This is a genomic window from Abyssibacter sp. (genome assembly GCF_964229365.1).
GTDB lineage: Bacteria > Pseudomonadota > Gammaproteobacteria > Nevskiales > OUC007 > Abyssibacter.
Genome location: NZ_CAXRDQ010000008.1, coordinates 1 through 15,254, shown reverse-complemented (window position 1 = coordinate 15,254; position 15,254 = coordinate 1). Strand labels below are relative to the sequence as shown.

The 15,254-nt window shown below is 64.0% G+C and carries 13 protein-coding genes; 7 read left to right on the top strand and 6 right to left on the bottom strand.

Translation table 11 applies throughout. The features are described from left to right. Together ACE1EY_RS01370 and ACE1EY_RS01365 are read right to left on the bottom strand one after the other, a co-directional pair. A partial coding sequence (locus ACE1EY_RS01370; RefSeq protein ID WP_370299271.1) for a hypothetical protein occupies positions 1–403 on the bottom strand: 403 nt, incomplete at its 3' end. Between the two features lie 87 nt (positions 404–490). Next, entirely contained in the window at positions 491–1,291 is an 801-nt protein-coding gene (locus ACE1EY_RS01365; protein ID WP_370299269.1) for a sulfite exporter TauE/SafE family protein, read from the bottom strand. A gap of 62 nt (positions 1,292–1,353) precedes the next feature. Here ACE1EY_RS01365 and ACE1EY_RS01360 point away from each other — a divergent pair, with 62 nt between their 5' ends. From ACE1EY_RS01360 to ACE1EY_RS01350, 3 genes are all read left to right on the top strand, one after another. Continuing rightward, a complete protein-coding gene (locus ACE1EY_RS01360; RefSeq protein ID WP_370299268.1) occupies positions 1,354–3,324 on the top strand; it encodes a transglycosylase SLT domain-containing protein in 1,971 nt (656 codons plus the stop codon). Next, the gene (locus ACE1EY_RS01355; RefSeq protein ID WP_370299267.1) at positions 3,321–4,556 is read left to right on the top strand and encodes a multifunctional CCA addition/repair protein; all 1,236 of its coding nucleotides are present in this window, start codon (positions 3,321–3,323) and stop codon (positions 4,554–4,556) included. Before ACE1EY_RS01360 ends, ACE1EY_RS01355 begins: the two co-directional genes overlap by 4 nt. Positions 4,557–4,632: 76 nt before the next feature. Then, positions 4,633–5,379, top strand: a complete 747-nt coding sequence (locus ACE1EY_RS01350; protein WP_370299266.1) for an SDR family oxidoreductase — start codon at positions 4,633–4,635, stop codon at positions 5,377–5,379. A gap of 19 nt (positions 5,380–5,398) precedes the next feature. Here ACE1EY_RS01350 and ACE1EY_RS01345 read toward each other — a convergent pair whose 3' ends face one another. Further along, the gene (locus tag ACE1EY_RS01345) at positions 5,399–5,959 is read right to left on the bottom strand and encodes a thioredoxin family protein (RefSeq protein ID WP_291514659.1); all 561 of its coding nucleotides are present in this window, start codon (positions 5,957–5,959) and stop codon (positions 5,399–5,401) included. A gap of 241 nt (positions 5,960–6,200) precedes the next feature. Here ACE1EY_RS01345 and metK point away from each other — a divergent pair, with 241 nt between their 5' ends. The 4 genes from metK to ACE1EY_RS01325 all read left to right on the top strand — a co-directional run bounded on the left by metK (position 6,201) and on the right by ACE1EY_RS01325 (position 11,966). Further along, the gene (metK, locus tag ACE1EY_RS01340; RefSeq protein ID WP_370299265.1) at positions 6,201–7,373 is read left to right on the top strand and encodes a methionine adenosyltransferase; all 1,173 of its coding nucleotides are present in this window, start codon (positions 6,201–6,203) and stop codon (positions 7,371–7,373) included. 47 nt (positions 7,374–7,420) lie between these two features. Beyond that, positions 7,421–8,851, top strand: a complete 1,431-nt coding sequence (ahcY, locus tag ACE1EY_RS01335; RefSeq protein WP_370299264.1) for an adenosylhomocysteinase — start codon at positions 7,421–7,423, stop codon at positions 8,849–8,851. Positions 8,852–8,940: 89 nt separating this feature from the next. After that, entirely contained in the window at positions 8,941–9,798 is an 858-nt protein-coding gene (gene metF / locus ACE1EY_RS01330; RefSeq protein ID WP_370299263.1) for a methylenetetrahydrofolate reductase [NAD(P)H], read from the top strand. A gap of 161 nt (positions 9,799–9,959) precedes the next feature. After that, a complete protein-coding gene (locus ACE1EY_RS01325) occupies positions 9,960–11,966 on the top strand; it encodes a PhoX family phosphatase (RefSeq protein ID WP_370299262.1) in 2,007 nt (668 codons plus the stop codon). An 84-nt stretch (positions 11,967–12,050) separates the two neighbouring features. Here ACE1EY_RS01325 and ACE1EY_RS01320 read toward each other — a convergent pair whose 3' ends face one another. The 3 genes from ACE1EY_RS01320 to ACE1EY_RS01310 all read right to left on the bottom strand — a co-directional run bounded on the left by ACE1EY_RS01320 (position 12,051) and on the right by ACE1EY_RS01310 (position 15,147). Next, positions 12,051–13,154, bottom strand: coding sequence for a hypothetical protein (locus ACE1EY_RS01320; protein WP_370299261.1), 1,104 nt, complete (start codon positions 13,152–13,154; stop codon positions 12,051–12,053). A 110-nt stretch (positions 13,155–13,264) separates the two neighbouring features. Further along, positions 13,265–13,849, bottom strand: a complete 585-nt coding sequence (locus tag ACE1EY_RS01315; RefSeq protein WP_370299260.1) for a DUF3228 family protein — start codon at positions 13,847–13,849, stop codon at positions 13,265–13,267. Beyond that, positions 13,846–15,147, bottom strand: coding sequence for an alpha-hydroxy-acid oxidizing protein (locus tag ACE1EY_RS01310; protein WP_370299259.1), 1,302 nt, complete (start codon positions 15,145–15,147; stop codon positions 13,846–13,848). Before ACE1EY_RS01310 ends, ACE1EY_RS01315 begins: the two co-directional genes overlap by 4 nt. Positions 15,148–15,254: the final 107 nt, after the last annotated feature.

The window sequence follows — 15,254 nt, the reverse complement described above, 5'->3', positions numbered from 1 at the left end:
GGCGGTCGACACACGCCTCGCGACGGGCTTCGCGGGCGCGCAGCGCGCCGAGTTCGGCCAGGCGCTGCGCGGTTAGCTGTTCCTGCTGCCGGGCGTAGCTTTGTTCCTCAAACGCCGGCGCGCGGGTCACCGGCTCGTTCGGAAACGCACGGCTCTCCAGCGACTGCATGGTACTGGCCGGGCTGTGAATGGGCGGCGGGGGTACACCATCGCTCGACCGCCAACGATCGTCGTACTCGCTGGAGGTCAGGTAAGTCGGATAACCGGGCTCGGCGTCGCTCCACTCAGCCACATCGGTGCCCCAGCCGTCGGTGGTCGTACAACCGATCAATAACGGACCCGCCATGAGCGCCGCGACGAGGCGAGAAGTGGTCGGCAGCAATTTGGAACTCGAACGCCCCATCAAAGGTTCTCCCTGATTACGCGTTGACTATAGCGGTGTCGCGCTGGACCGTCGATCGGGGCGGCGCCGGATGTTCACCCCGCCCCGCTAAGCGGCAAACGCAAGCCGAAGCCCGATCACACACAACAGAACACCAAACCCGCGCTTGAGTTGCCGCGCCGGCAGCCAATGCGCCAGGCGCGCGCCGGCGGGGGCCGCGAGCATGCTGGCGACCGTGATGCCGATCACCGCGGGCCATAGGACATAGCCGATGCTATGCGGCATGCGGCCTGGCTCGTGCCAGCCGGTGAGCACAAAACCTGCAACGCCCGCCAGTGCAATGGGCAGGCCGCAAGCCGCCGATGTGCCGACCGCACGCACCATCGGCACCCGGCAGGCTGATAACCAAGGCACCGTCAGCGACCCGCCGCCGATACCGATCAAGGCCGACAAGCCGCCAATACCCGTACCGGTGACCGTGAGGCCAACACGGCCGGGCAGATTCAACCGCCCCCCGTCTGCGCCACGCTGAAACACCATGCGCAAACCAATCAGCAGAGCGGCCGCCCCAAAGATGCGCTGCAGCACCAGGCCATTGATTTGATCCGCGACCACAGCGCCTAGCAGCGACCCGGTCAGCAGGCCGGGCGCCAGCCGCGCGACGAGGCGCCAATCCACCGAACCACGTCGGTGATGGGCGCGAATCGACGACAGCGCGGTGAACACCACGCAAGCCAGCGAGGTCGCGATGGCCTGATGCACCATTGCCGGCGCTTCGACACCCTGCAGAGCAAACACGGCAAGCAGGCCCGGCACGAGCACCGCACCGCCGCCGATGCCCAGCAGGCCCGCCAGGACCCCCGCACAACTACCCATGACCAGATAGATCAGTAGAATGCCGAGCAACATTCACGCTCCGTTAACCTGCCGCGAGTATCCGGCCCGCACCGGCACCCGGCAAGCGAAGGCATATGGCATTTCCGTGGACAAGACGGCATTTTCGACGCATCGGCGCGATGGGTCTGGCTGCCGCCACCGCAATCGTGCTTCCGGGTTCGGCCTACGCGGTCAGCGATGCACAGCGGCAGGCCTTCGCCACCGCGCTGGACGCCATCGAAAGTGGCGATCGGGAGCAGATTCCGACTGAGCTCGCCGATCACCCGCTCTATCCCTATCTCGAATCCAAGCTACTTCGGCGCCAGATCTGGAAGGCGCCAGGCGACGAAACTGATGTCGCCATCATCGATTGGCTGGACAAGCATGCGCAGTTGCCGCTGGCCGATGATTTCCGCAACGACTGGCTCGCCAGTCTGCCCAAGCGCGGCGAGTGGGCGCGACTGCACCAATACTACGAACCGACCACTCGCGGCTCGCTGCAGTGTCAGTACCTGGACGCGCGGACGCGGCTCGAACCCAAGGCCGATGTTCTGGCCGATGCCCAGGCGCAGTACCTGGTGGGCAAAAGCCAACCCGACGCCTGCGATCCGGTCTTCGAATGGCTGGAAGACCAGGGCCAGCTCACCGACGAACTGGTGCGCCAGCGCATGCAGCTCGCGATGGAGGCCGGCCAGCCGAAACTGGTGCGCTACCTGCTGCGCCAGCTACCCGACAATGATCCGGCCCAGGATTACGCCCAGGCCTGGCTGATCATGCGCCAAGGCTCGGCTCGCTATCTCGAGTCCATCGTGGATGCGGGCGAGTTGCCCGAAGCCTTCGAACCGATCGCCGGCGAAGCCTTTAATCGCCTGTCACGCTTTGATTCCGAGCGCGCCTGGGAAGCGCTAATCCCGTTCACCGAAGTCTTCGGCGATCGCAAGCCCCTGTTGCTGCGCGCCCGCCGCGACATCGCCATGGGCTTGGCCTATGACCGTGATGCACGGGCGATTCCGATGTTCCGCTCGGTGCCCGGATACATGCTCGGCCCATCGGCCCGCGAATGGCGCGTCCGCAGCGCGCTGTACTTCCAGGACTGGGAGCAGGTCCATGCGTGGATTCTCGAGATGCCCGAGGACCAGCGCAATGAAGAGGCATGGCGCTATTGGCTGGCGCGCGCCGAAGCCGCGACCCACCGCCCGGCCAAGGCTCGCCAACGTTTTGGCGAGCTGGCCAAGGAGCGCTCCTATTACGGGTATCTCGCAGCGGATGAACTCGATCTGCCCTATGCCATGAATCATGTGCGTGCGCCGGTGAGCACCGAAGCGCAGGACAACTTCCGCTCGCTGGCGGGCACCCAGCGCGCCCGCGAGTGGTATCTGATCGACCGCCCCCGCGAAGCCCGCACGGAGTGGAAGGCCGTCACCAAGAATCTGGAGCGGTCGGACCTGATGCAGGCTGCCCAGGTGGCTCAAAGCTGGGGCTGGCATGAACAGGCGATCATCACCCTGGCGGCCTCCAAGTACTGGTCGGATCTGGACATCCGCTATCCGCTGCCCTGGAGCGGCCAGGTGATCCGGCTGGCGACCGAGTTCGGCATCACCCCGGAAGATATCTGGGCGATTACACGCTCGGAGAGCCTGTTCGCGCGCGATGCCTATTCCTATGCCGGGGCACGCGGGCTGATGCAGCTCATGCCGGCCACGGCCCGCGAAGTCGCCCGGCGCGACTCCATTCGTTACACCGGCACCTCGGACCTCTACGAGCCAACGATCAACCTGCGGCTGGGCACGCGCTATCTCACCGAATTGCTAGACCGCTATGACGGCAGTCTCGCACTCGCCGCGGCCGCCTATAACGCCGGCCCCCACCGCGTGGATCGCTGGAAACCCGCCTACCCGGTGGAAACCGCGATCTGGGCCGAGAACATTCCGTTCAATGCCACGCGCGACTATGTGCAAAAGGTGCTGAAGCACGCCACCGGCTTTCACTGGCAACGCACCGGACATCCGATGCGAGTGAGCCAGCGCCTGGGCGCCATCCAGGCGGACGTCGAGATCGCCGAATGAGCCGAACGTTTCTGGTCGGCGGCGCCGTCCGGGACAGTCTGCTGGACCGGCCGGTGCACGAGCGCGACTGGGTCGTTGTCGGCAGCGACCCGGAAACCATGCTCGCCAACGGCTTCCGACCGGTGGGCAAGGACTTCCCGGTCTTCCTCCACCCGCAAACCCAGGAGGAGTACGCGCTGGCTCGCACCGAGCGCAAGTCCGGCCGCGGCTATCACGGCTTCGCCTTTCATGCCGCAGCCGATGTCACGCTGGAAGAAGACCTCCAGCGCCGTGATTTCACCGTCAATGCCATTGCTCGCGACGATGACGGCACTCTCATCGACCCCTATGGCGGTACCGACGACCTGAAAGCACGCGTCCTGCGGCACGTGTCGCCGGCCTTTGTCGAAGACCCGCTGCGGGTGCTGCGCGCCGCCCGATTCATGGCGGAGCTGGCGCCTTGGTCGTTCCACGTCGCGGACGAAACGCTGGCGGTCATGCGCAGCATCACCGACAGCGGCGAGCTGGACACACTGGCTGCCGAGCGCCTGTGGCAGGAAACCCGGCGCGCGCTCCTATCACCGGCCCCGCAGCGCTATTTCGAGACCTTGCGGGCTTGCGGCGCCCTGGCGGTGCTGTTTCCCGAAATCGAGGCGCTGTTCGGCGTGCCACAGCCGCCCAAGCATCACCCGGAGGTCGACTGTGGTGTGCACCTGATGATGGTGTTGCAGCAATCCGCCCGCCTGGAACACCCGCTGGAAGTCCGTTTCGCGGCGCTTTGCCACGACCTCGGCAAGGCCGTCACGCCCGATCATGTGCTGCCCAGCCACCGCGGCCACGAAGCCGCCGGCGTGCCGCTGGTGGAACAGCTCTGCGATCGGTTGAAGGTGCCGAATCCATGCCGTGAGCTGGCGCGGGTGGTCACCCGTGAACATCTGCACGCCCATCGCGCGCTGGAGCTTCGCCCGGAAACCGTGCAAAGGCTGTTCAGCCGCATGGATGCCTACCGGCGGCCCGAGCGGGTTCGCCAGTTCGTGCAGGCCTGCGAGGCCGACTCACGCGGCCGCACAGGTTTTGAAGGTCGCGAATACCCGCAAGCCGACTACCTGCTCGCGTTGCACGATGCAGCGGCCGGCGTGAACACGCAGGCCATCGCCGAGGCCGGGTTTTCCGGACCCGAGTTCGGCCAGGAGCTGGCGCGGCGCCGGACTCACGCCATCGCAGACGAGAAGCAACGCCTCACCGCCGGTTAAGGCCTCCGATCCGCCGTGCACGCGGCAGACGGGCTCAGGCACACTCGGGTCATCTCAAACCTTTCTGGACAAGCGCATGCGCAAAACCATCCTGATTACTGGCGCCAGCGCCGGCCTCGGCGCCGGCATGGCGCGTCTGTTTGCAGCCCAGGGATGCGATCTCGCCCTCTGCGCTCGGCGCATGCCAGCGCTGGAGTCGCTCAAGGCCGAGCTCACCGCGGCCCACCCTGGCGTTCGCGTGGAGATCCGCTCACTGGACGTCTGCGACTACGACGCCGTGTTCGAGGTATTCCAGGCATTCAAGACGGACTTTGGCCAGCTCGACCGAATCATCGTCAACGTGGGCATCGGCTTGGGCGCGGAGATTGGCACCGGCCGATTCGCGGTGAATCAACGCACCGCCGAGACAAACTTTGTCGCCGCGCTCGCACAATGCGAGGCTGCCATGGAAATCTTCAGGGCGCAGAACAGCGGGCATTTGGTCGCGATGTCATCGGTGAGCGCGACCCGCGGCTTCAAGGGCCCGGCCGCGGTGTATGCAGCGACCAAGGCAGGCCTTGCCACGCTGGCCGAAGGCATCCGCATGGATACGCTGGGCACGCCGATCCAGGTCACGACCATCCTCCCCGGGTTCATCCTCACCGCCATCAACTCCGATCTCAAAAACGCGCCGTTCCGGGTCGATCTGGAGACCGGCTGCCGGGCATTGGTCAAGACCATCAACCGCGAACCGGCGAGCGCCTATGTGCCGGGCTGGCCCTGGGCACTGATCAGCCGCGTCTTGCGCATCCTGCCGCTGCGGCTGGCTGCGAAGATGTCCTGAGGCGACCCGGCCCGCGCCTTCAGGCGGCCCACTTGATATTGCAGCCGATACTGGGCTGCTGTTCGTGGTCAGGTATGGCTTTGCCCAGCAACAGGGCGTCGATCGCCGCACGCAGGTCGGCGCCGGTGACGGGTACGGCATTGCCTGGCGTGGCGCCGTCGAGGCGACCCCGGTAGACCAGCCGGCGCTGCGCGTCGAAGACGAAGAAATCCGGGGTACAGGCGGCTCGGTATGCCCGCGCCATGTCCTGGGTGGCGTCATATAGATAGGGAAACGGCAGCTTGGCCGATTGCGCCATGTCGGCCATGGCCTCCGGACCGTCTTCCGGATGGGTTTGCGCGTCGTTGGAACTGACCGCCACAAAGCCGATCCCTCGGTCCCTGTAGTCCTTCGCGACGTCCACCAAACCGCTGCGCACATGCTTCACGTAGGGGCAATGGTTGCAGATAAACATGATCACGGTGCCCTGCTCGCCGGCCACGCGCTCGTAGGACAGATTGTCTCCGCTCACCGTGTCCGGCAGCAGAAAGTCACTGGCGACCGTACCGATCGGCAGCATGGTGGAAGGAGTCAATGCCATACCGGTTCATCCTGGAACAACTGAAGAGACACTCTACGACCACGACCCGCCGGCGCGGGTTTCACGGCATGCACATTCGTCGGTTTGTGCGGGTCGACGCGTGCAATTGTCATGATCCGGCGCTAGTATCATCCGCCCATCCGGATAGGCGGATATGCCGGCCATCCGCGATGCAATCAGAATCAACCACCTGCGTGGCTCGGGGCTGCGCGGGGTTCGCTTGCACAACTCAGGTGACCACATGAACAAATCCTTTCTATTCACGTCGGAGTCGGTCTCCGAAGGCCATCCCGACAAAATGTGCGACCAGATCTCGGACGCCGTGCTGGACGAGATCCTGCGCCAAGAAGGCGATAACGCGCCGAATGCGCGCGTCGCCTGCGAAACCATGGTCAAGACCGGCGCGGTGATTGTCGGCGGCGAGATCACCACCAACGCCTGGGTCGACCTGGATGAACTGGTCCGCGGCGTGGTCAACGACATCGGCTACACGCATTCCGACACCGGCTTCGATGGCGACTCCTGCGCCGTGATGTCGCTGATCGGCAAACAGTCCGCACACATCGCCCAGGGCGTGGACCGTGCGACCAAGGAAGAACAAGGCGCCGGCGACCAGGGCCTGATGTTCGGCTTCGCCTGCAACGAGACCGATGTGCTGATGCCGGCTCCGATCGAGTACGCGCATCGCCTGATCCGCAAGCAGTCGGAAGTGCGCCGCGCGCAGCACCCGAACACGCTGCGCCCGGATGCCAAGTCGCAGGTCACGTTCCGCTATGTGGACGGCAAGCCGGCGGCCATCGATGCCGTGGTGCTGTCCACCCAGCACAGCCCGGACATCGACCAGGCAGCCCTGCAGGAACTGGTGATGGAAGAAATCATCAAGCCGGTGCTGCCGGCCGAATGGATTAGCGCGGACACCAAGTTCCACATCAACCCGACCGGCAAGTTCGTCATCGGTGGGCCCATGGGTGATGCCGGCCTCACCGGCCGCAAGATCATCGTCGATACCTACGGCGGCTACGCCCGTCACGGTGGCGGCGCGTTCTCCGGCAAGGACCCCTCCAAGGTTGACCGCTCCGCAGCCTACGCCGCTCGGTACGTCGCCAAGAACATCGTGGCTGCAGGCCTGGCCGACAAATGCGAGATCCAGCTCTCCTACGCCATTGGCGTTGCCGAGCCGACCTCGGTCATGGTCGAAACCTTCGGCACCGGCACGATCGACGAAGACCTGCTGACCCAGCTGGTGCGCGAGCATTTCGATCTGCGGCCCTACGGCATCGTCACGATGATGGACTTGGTGAAGCCGATCTACCGCGACACCGCCACCTACGGCCACTTCGGCCGCGAAGACCTGGACCTGCCCTGGGAGCGCACCGACAAGGCGGAAGCCCTGCGCGGCGCCGCCGCGGCCTAAGCCGCGCTTTCAACCCCTTTTCCTAGAAACGAATCACGGAGCCACACATGAGTGTTGCAGCAGAAAACATCCAGACCGCAACGGACTACCACGTTGCCGACATCAACCTTGCCGCCTTCGGCCGCAAGGAAATCTCCATTGCCGAAACCGAAATGCCTGGCCTGATGGCCACGCGCGACGAGTACGGTGCCAGTCAGCCACTCAAGGGCGCCCGCATCGCCGGCTCCCTGCACATGACCATCCAGACCGCCGTGCTGATCGAAACGCTCAAGGCACTGGGTGCCGATGTGCGCTGGGCCTCGTGCAACATCTACTCCACGCAGGACCACGCCGCCGCCGCGATCGCAGCGGGCGGCACGCCGGTGTTCGCCTACAAGGGCGAAACGCTGGAGGAGTACTGGAATTACACCCACAAGATCTTTGAGTGGGCCGATGGCGGCACGCCGAACATGATCCTCGACGACGGTGGCGATGCCACGCTGCTGATCGACCTCGGCGCGCGCGCCGAAGACGATCCGTCGCTGATCGCCAATCCGGAAAGCGAAGAGGAAACCTACCTGTTCGCCGCGATCAAGCAGCGCAACGCCGAAAAGCCGGGCTGGTACAAGAAGGTTCTGGCCAACATCCAGGGCGTGACCGAAGAAACCACCACCGGCGTCGCGCGCCTGTACCGCATGGCCAAGGCCGGCACGCTGCCGTTCCCGGCGATCAACGTGAACGACTCGGTCACCAAATCGAAGTTCGACAACCTCTATGGCTGCCGTGAATCACTGGTCGACAGCATCAAGCGCGCCACCGATGTAATGGTCGCCGGCAAGACTGCGATCGTCTGTGGCTACGGCGATGTCGGCAAGGGCTCGGTGCAGTCGCTCAAGGCCCTGGGCTGCACGGTCTGGGTCACGGAAGTCGACCCGATCTGCGCGCTGCAGGCCTGCATGGAAGGCCACAAGATCGTGAACCTGGAAGACGCGGGCATCATCGAACAGGTCGACATCTTCGTGACCGCCACGGGCAACTACAACGTCATCCGCTTCGAGCACATGGAGCGCATGCACGACCAGGCCATCGTCTGCAACATCGGCCACTTCGACAACGAGATCGACGTTGCCGGGCTGGAGAAGAAATGCAAGTTCGACGAGATCAAGCCTCAGGTCGACCATGTCGAATTCCCCGACGGCAAGAAGATCATCCTGCTGGCCCGCGGCCGGCTCGTGAACCTCGGCTGCGCCACCGGCCACCCGAGCTGCGTGATGTCGAACTCCTTCACCAACCAGACGCTGGCGCAGATCGAGCTGTTCACCAAGGGTGACCAGTACGGCAAGGATGTGTACGTCCTGCCCAAGCACCTGGACGAAAAAGTTGCCGCACTGCATCTCGGCAAGCTGGGCGCACGCCTGACCCAGCTGACGGACAAGCAGGCCGACTACATCGGCGTGACGGTCGAAGGACCGTTCAAGCCGGAAGCGTATCGGTACTAAGCGCGTCTCGGACCGTTCGGCGGGCGAGCTGATCTCGCCCGCCGTTTCCTATCCGTCGAGATGGTTGCGCAAAGCGACCAGGAGCCTTTATGAGCGCATTGCAATTCAGCTTTGAATTTTTTCCGCCCAAGGGCGAAAAGGGCGCGGAACGCCTGGCCACGGTGCGCAAGCAGCTGGCCGAGGTTCAACCCGCCTTCTTTTCCGTGACTTTCGGTGCCGGTGGCAGCACGCAGACCGGCACGCTGGAAACCTGTGTCGACACGCTAACCGACACCGGAATCCCCGTGGCCGCACACATCTCCTGCATCGGTTCGACGCGCGAGCGCATCACGGAGTTACTGGGCCAGTACCGTGAAGCCGGCATCCAGCGGCTGGTCGCGCTGCGCGGCGATCTGCTGCCGGGCATGACCGATCCGGGCGAGTTCCGCTACGCCAACGAGCTGGTGAGCTTCATCCGCGAGACCACCGGCGATGAGTTTCATATCGAGGTCGCAGCCTATCCGGAGTATCACCCGGAATCCCCGACGCCCGAAGCCGACTTGCAGAATCTCCTGCGCAAGATTGAAGCGGGTGCCGATGCGGTAATGACACAGTATTTCTACAACGCCCACGCCTATGAAGATCTGTGCAATCGGTTGGCGGCCCACGGCGTGACCCAACCCGTCGTGCCCGGGGTGATGCCCATCACCAACTACGAGCAGCTGATCCGCTTTTCCGATCGTTGCGGTGCCGAGATTCCACGCTGGATTCGCCGCCGGCTGGAAGCCTATGGCGATGATCTGGATTCGCTGCGCGCCTTCGGGCTGGATGTCGTCACCCAGCTATCCGAGCGGCTGCTGGAACTGGGGGCGCCAGGCCTGCATTTCTACACGCTCAACCGAGCAGAGCACACGCTGGATCTGTGGCGGTCACTGCGTCTGCCAATGCCGGCCTCGGCGGCGGCCTGACGCGCTCGGCGACCTTTCGTTCACCCTGAACGCATCGTCGTCCACGCGACGCCGCCCGACTGTCAACAAGTCGTAAAGAAACGCTAACCGGAGCGTCACAAAGCCTGCCTAGGCTGGATGGGTTACATCCGTCCGCCGACATTTCAGGGAGGCTTATCAGCATGACGCGAAATCGTTCGTCTCGTCCGGACCCACAGTCCATCCACGATCTCGACCCGACCACACCGCACACAAACGCCCAGCCGTTTGCGGATATTCTTGCGGCACGCCTGACGCGGCGGGACACGCTGCGCGGCGGCCTCAGCCTGGCAGCCACCACGATCTTCGCGGGCGCGGGACTCTCGGCCTGTAGTGATTCCGACAACAACAGCTCGGCACCGACGCTGAGCTTTGACTCGATCCCGGGCTCACCGGCCGACATGGTCAGCGTGCCCAACGGCTACACCACGCAGGTCATGATTCCCTGGGGCACGCCGCTCAATGGCGTCGCACCAGCCTTTGCGGGGGACGGAACAAATACGGCCGCCGAACAGGCGCTGCAAATCGGCGCGAACCACGACGGCATGAAGTTCTATCCCTTGCCCGCCGGTTCTGAGAACTCTGATCGCGGCCTCCTGGTCGTGAACCATGAGTATTCCAACAGCACCTTGTATGCTGGGGACGGCCGCAGTGTCGATGCCGATGGCAACCCGACAGACCCCGATGAAGTGCGCAAGGACATCAACGCGCACGGCGTGTCCGTCGTCGAATTGGTGCGCGACACCTCCGGCGAGTGGTCCATCGCCAACACCGGATTCAATCGCCGTATCACGGCGGGCACCACCATGAACTTGTCTGGCCCAGTGGCCGGCACCGATCTCGTGGTCACCGCCTTCGATACCTCGGGCATGACCACACGCGGCACTGTGAACAACTGCGGACGCGGCTTCACCCCGTGGGGCACCTATCTCGCGACCGAAGAAAACTTTCAGGGCTATGTCACCACCGACGAAGACCCGATCCCTGAAGAAAAAGCCCGGTATGGCCTGAGCGCCACCGGCTTCGGCTATCTGTGGGGTGCACTGGCTGGCGATGCGTCCGAAGTGAATGACGAATTCGCACGCTGGGACACGACGCCATCTGGCGCAACCGCCGCCAGCGACTATCGCAATGCCAGCAACACCTTCGGCTGGCTGGTGGAAATCGATCCTTACAACCCGGTCTCCACGCCCACCAAGCGCACGGCAATGGGGCGCATCCTGCACGAAGGCGCAGAGCCCGGTCGCGTCATAGCCGATCGTCCTATTGCTTGGTATATGGGCGACGACAACCGCTTCGACTACTTCTACAAGTTCGTTTCCGACGAAAACTGGGACCCTGCAGATGCCGATGGCGGCCTGACCGCCGGGAACAAGTACCTGGACAACGGCACGCTCTACGTCGCCCGTTTCTTTGAAGATGGCAGCGGCGAATGGGTGGAACTGGATATCAGTGTGCCCGCCCTAGCCGCCCGCTTCTCCAGCCAAGCCGAAGTGCTGACCTACGCGCGCATCGCCGCAGACCTGGTCAACGCCACACCGATGGATCGCCCGGAATGGTCGTCAACAGACCCAAATACCGGCGAAATCTATCTCACGCTCACCAACAATACGCGTCGTGAAGTGGGTGACGAAAACCCGGCCAACCCGCGAGCCAACAACAGCCACGGGCATGTCATTCGACTGGCGGAAGCCGGCGACAACCCGGCCGCCACAACCTTCGACTGGGACATCTTCGTCTTCGGCTCCAATGCCTCTGCCGACCCGTCATTCAACATTTCCGGCCTGACGCTCGACAACGAGTTCGCCAGCCCCGACGGCCTGTGGTTCGACAAGCGCGGCGTGCTCTGGATTCAGACAGACAATGGCGCTCCGCTGGACTCGAACACCAACGACCAGATGCTCGCCGTCGTGCCGGCAGGACTGGATGGCGATCGTCTGATCCGGCCGGACACCCAGGCCCAGCTCAAGCGCTTCTTTGTCGGGCCAGTCGGCTGTGAAGTCACCGGCGTGGACATGACGCCAGACAACCGGACCATGTTCGTCAACATCCAGCATCCGGGCGGCACCTTCCCCGATGGCGCCGGAACCCGGCCACGTTCGGCGACGGTCGTCATCAGCCGCACTGATGGCGGTGAGATCGCGCTTTAACGCAGCACCACGCTCGATAGCGGAAACCAAGAAGGCCCGATCCGTTGATCGGGCCTTCTGCGATGGACGGCAATGGACCGCGAATTACGGCCGCTGCGAAATCGCTGCCAGATCCACGAAGTGTTCCGCGTAACGCGTCGCGATATCGGCGTAGGCCGATTCATCGGCGACCACGCCCCACTCGGTCCGGTCGTAGCTGCTACCTGAGCCGCCAGAGATCGCCGTCAGGAAACCGATCGCATTGGCGATGCCCTCGCCCACCTTGCTACCCGCCGACTGGGCATCACGCATGTCGGTGTAGAACGGCTCGGAGGACACCAGCGGCCGTTTGGACTGATAGGTTGGCCAGGCGGTCATGATGGTGTCGCAGCCCAGCTTGTGGCAGTTGACCGCCTCCGGCGTGATCATCTTGAGCATGCCGCTGGAGGCGAGCTTGACGGTGGTTTGCACACTGGCTTCGTCACGGCCCACATTGCGCCCGACAAACCCGGTGTAATTGTCATCGCTGCTGGTGACGTTAGCGAAGTCGATCATGATGTCCAGATGCACACCGGCCACACCAAGCTCGTTGACCAGTTTGGCCTCCAGCGCCTGCGGGTTGCTCCGGCTGGCTTGGCCAAAAATATTCTTGAACGTGCGGCCAGTGCCATCGAAGCGCTGATCGAACAACGTCCAGCCGGTGGGGACGAACAGCCGGTAATCCGATTTCCCTAACGACCAATCCACCGGTGCAGCACGGCCTTTCTCGGCCAGCGCCTGATACTGCGGCGTGCTCGCCAGCGCCGCATGCGGCATCACATCGAGTCCGGCGGCCGCGAGTTGCTGCTCCGCACGCGCACAAACTTGGTTGGTGATCGTCTGCAAGCGAGCCTCATCCACGCCTTCGAGGCGGTACATGGTGCTCACCTTGGCTTCGATCCGGGTCTTGTCCGGATCGTCATAGGCGAACGTGCCTTCCTTGGTCTGTGCGAAGCCGCTGGTCTTGGTCCCGAAGGCGACGACGCAGGATGTCAGTGCCACACGCTGCGTGGTGCCACGCGCCTTGGTGTTGCCACCTTTGATGAATTCAGCGGCCTGCGCTTCTGCAGCCAATGCGGGGTTGTACGCAGGAGGTGGAGCCGGGGGCGTGCTCGCACAGGCAGACAGCAGCGCGACAGCCGCCACAGGGGCAACGAATTGAATACGCATGGAGAAAGGTCTCGTACGGTTAGGAAGCCGCACGGTATCTGCCAGGTATCAGCCGGCATATCCCCCATTTGAGGTGAGCGACGGCGCTTGCGGTCGCGGCGCGGTTCGATTCAGCCGGGACCGGCTTGTCGGTACTCCCGCCAATTGGCGTGCACATCCCAGAACGCCACGCTGCGTGCATAGGCATCGCGATCCAGCGCCACGCCAGAACCACCCTCCTCCACACCCAGCGCATTGCGCAGCATGGTGATCGGCGCCATCGGTATTTCCTCCGGCTCTGCGGTGGGCAGACAGCCCACCACACCCCAGTCGGCGTCGATGGCATCACCCTCTTTCGCCATCTGTTCACGGCTGTAGAGAATCGCGATCAGATAGCGGGCCCGCGGCGGGTCCACACCCTCGAACCAGCGCGTAAGCACCGGCAGCTCCTTGGCCGTACGCGCTTCATAGGCCGACCGGAGCAGATGACGATTGTGCTCGGTAATCGGCACCGCCATGACCCGGGTGGACGTCCAGTTCTCGTACACCCAGAGCTGGCAGAACGGGGCGTAGCCCGGCAGCTTCGCGACCGGCGCCACCGCATTGACATGCGCCGTGAACCGCTCGGCATCCGTCCCCTGCACGTTGGCGGAGAGACCCTGCTTGGGGAACAAGCGGGTCCTGGCGAAGCGGCTGCGCAAGAGACGCTCGCTCATGAAGCGGCAGCCCCATTTTCGAAGTCGGATCTGGCTCGCAGCGCTTCCGGGCCAATATCCTTGGCGTCGGCAATGCCGGCCAGGGCCATCGTGAGTTCAAAATCGGCCAGCAAGTTGGTCAGCACGTCGCGCACACCGGATTCGCCGGCGATGGCCAAGCCGTAGCAGTAGGGCCGACCGATGCCGACGACATCAGCGCCCAGGGCCAGCGCCTTGAAGATATCCGCACCGCCCCGAATCCCGCTGTCGAAGGCGATGTCGATCTGACCGTTGACCGCCTGCGCGATGGCGGGCAGCGCCTCGATGCTGCCAATGGCGCCATCGACCTGGCGTCCACCATGGTTGGACACCATGATGCCGTCCATGCCGGCATCCACCGCGCGTCTGGCGTCGTCGGCATGCTGGATACCCTTGAGCACGATCGGCAAATCCGTGCAGCCACGCAGAAAATCCAGATCGTCCCAGGTCAGTGTCGGCCGCGAGTAGATATCGACGAAGGTGCGCACGGCCTTGAGCGCATCGCCCGAGCCCAGTGCTGATAGCGTGCTGCCGGGATACGACATCGCCGATTCAACCAGGGTGGCCAATGCCTTGACGCTAATCGGCGGGCGTGGTGCCGAGTCACTCACGCCCTCGCGCATCAGCCGCCTGAACACCGGGTCGGCGGTGTATTGGGCGATACCCTTGCCTCGCAAAAACGGCAGATACGCCAGACCGAGATCGCGGGTGCGCCAGCCCAGCAAAGTGGTGTCCAGCGTGACAAAAATCGCCTCGCAACCAGCAGCCTCGGCGCGGTGGACAAAACTTTCGACCAGATCGTTCGACTTGCTCCAGTAAAGCTGGAAATAGCGGCTGTGCTCCCCCATCGCCTCGGCCACCGTTTCCATCGCAACCGAGGCCTGGTTGGAGTAGATATACGGAATATCGCAGGCGGCGGCGGCCCGCCCCACGGCCAGGTCGGCTTCGGGATGCGCCATCTCCAACACGCCAATGGGTGACAGCATCAAAGGCGTGCTGCGTGGGTGGCCGAGAAACTCGGTAGCGATCGTGCGTTCGCCCACATCCCGCAGCATTCGCGGCACGATCTGCAGCCGCTCGAAACCGGCCAGATTCGCCGCCATGGTCGACTCGCGGCCGGCGCCACCGGCGATGTAGGCGAAGGCCTCCGGCGCCATCACGTCTCGGGCCGCGATCTCCAGTTCGTCCATATCCACCGGCACTGGCGAGCGTCGGCCCGCGGCACCGTGAACATATATCTCGCGCTGGCGGTCAACCGCGCTGCTTGGATCCTGCTTCATGTGAGCCTCCGAACCGTGTGGATTCTTGTGTCCCCATACGGTTCACCAAAGTCAGAAACCACCGAGCATGCCGACTGACCGCCGTAGCCGCAATCCGAGGCGCCCCT

What these genes read in the sequence shown, in the direction of transcription:
- metK (WP_370299265.1), top strand. Translation starts at nt 6,201, where the DNA reads ATGAACAAATCCTTTCTATTCACGTCGGAGTCGGTCTCCGAAGGCCAT.
- metF (WP_370299263.1), top strand. Translation starts at nt 8,941, where the DNA reads ATGAGCGCATTGCAATTCAGCTTTGAATTTTTTCCGCCCAAGGGCGAA.
- ACE1EY_RS01355 (WP_370299267.1), top strand. Translation starts at nt 3,321, where the DNA reads ATGAGCCGAACGTTTCTGGTCGGCGGCGCCGTCCGGGACAGTCTGCTG.
- ACE1EY_RS01320 (WP_370299261.1), bottom strand. Translation starts at nt 13,154, where the DNA reads ATGCGTATTCAATTCGTTGCCCCTGTGGCGGCTGTCGCGCTGCTGTCT.
- ACE1EY_RS01325 (WP_370299262.1), top strand. Translation starts at nt 9,960, where the DNA reads ATGACGCGAAATCGTTCGTCTCGTCCGGACCCACAGTCCATCCACGAT.
- ACE1EY_RS01365 (WP_370299269.1), bottom strand. Translation starts at nt 1,291, where the DNA reads ATGTTGCTCGGCATTCTACTGATCTATCTGGTCATGGGTAGTTGTGCG.
- ACE1EY_RS01315 (WP_370299260.1), bottom strand. Translation starts at nt 13,849, where the DNA reads ATGAGCGAGCGTCTCTTGCGCAGCCGCTTCGCCAGGACCCGCTTGTTC.
- ACE1EY_RS01345 (WP_291514659.1), bottom strand. Translation starts at nt 5,959, where the DNA reads ATGGCATTGACTCCTTCCACCATGCTGCCGATCGGTACGGTCGCCAGT.
- ACE1EY_RS01350 (WP_370299266.1), top strand. Translation starts at nt 4,633, where the DNA reads ATGCGCAAAACCATCCTGATTACTGGCGCCAGCGCCGGCCTCGGCGCC.
- ACE1EY_RS01310 (WP_370299259.1), bottom strand. Translation starts at nt 15,147, where the DNA reads ATGAAGCAGGATCCAAGCAGCGCGGTTGACCGCCAGCGCGAGATATAT.
- ahcY (WP_370299264.1), top strand. Translation starts at nt 7,421, where the DNA reads ATGAGTGTTGCAGCAGAAAACATCCAGACCGCAACGGACTACCACGTT.
- ACE1EY_RS01360 (WP_370299268.1), top strand. Translation starts at nt 1,354, where the DNA reads ATGGCATTTCCGTGGACAAGACGGCATTTTCGACGCATCGGCGCGATG.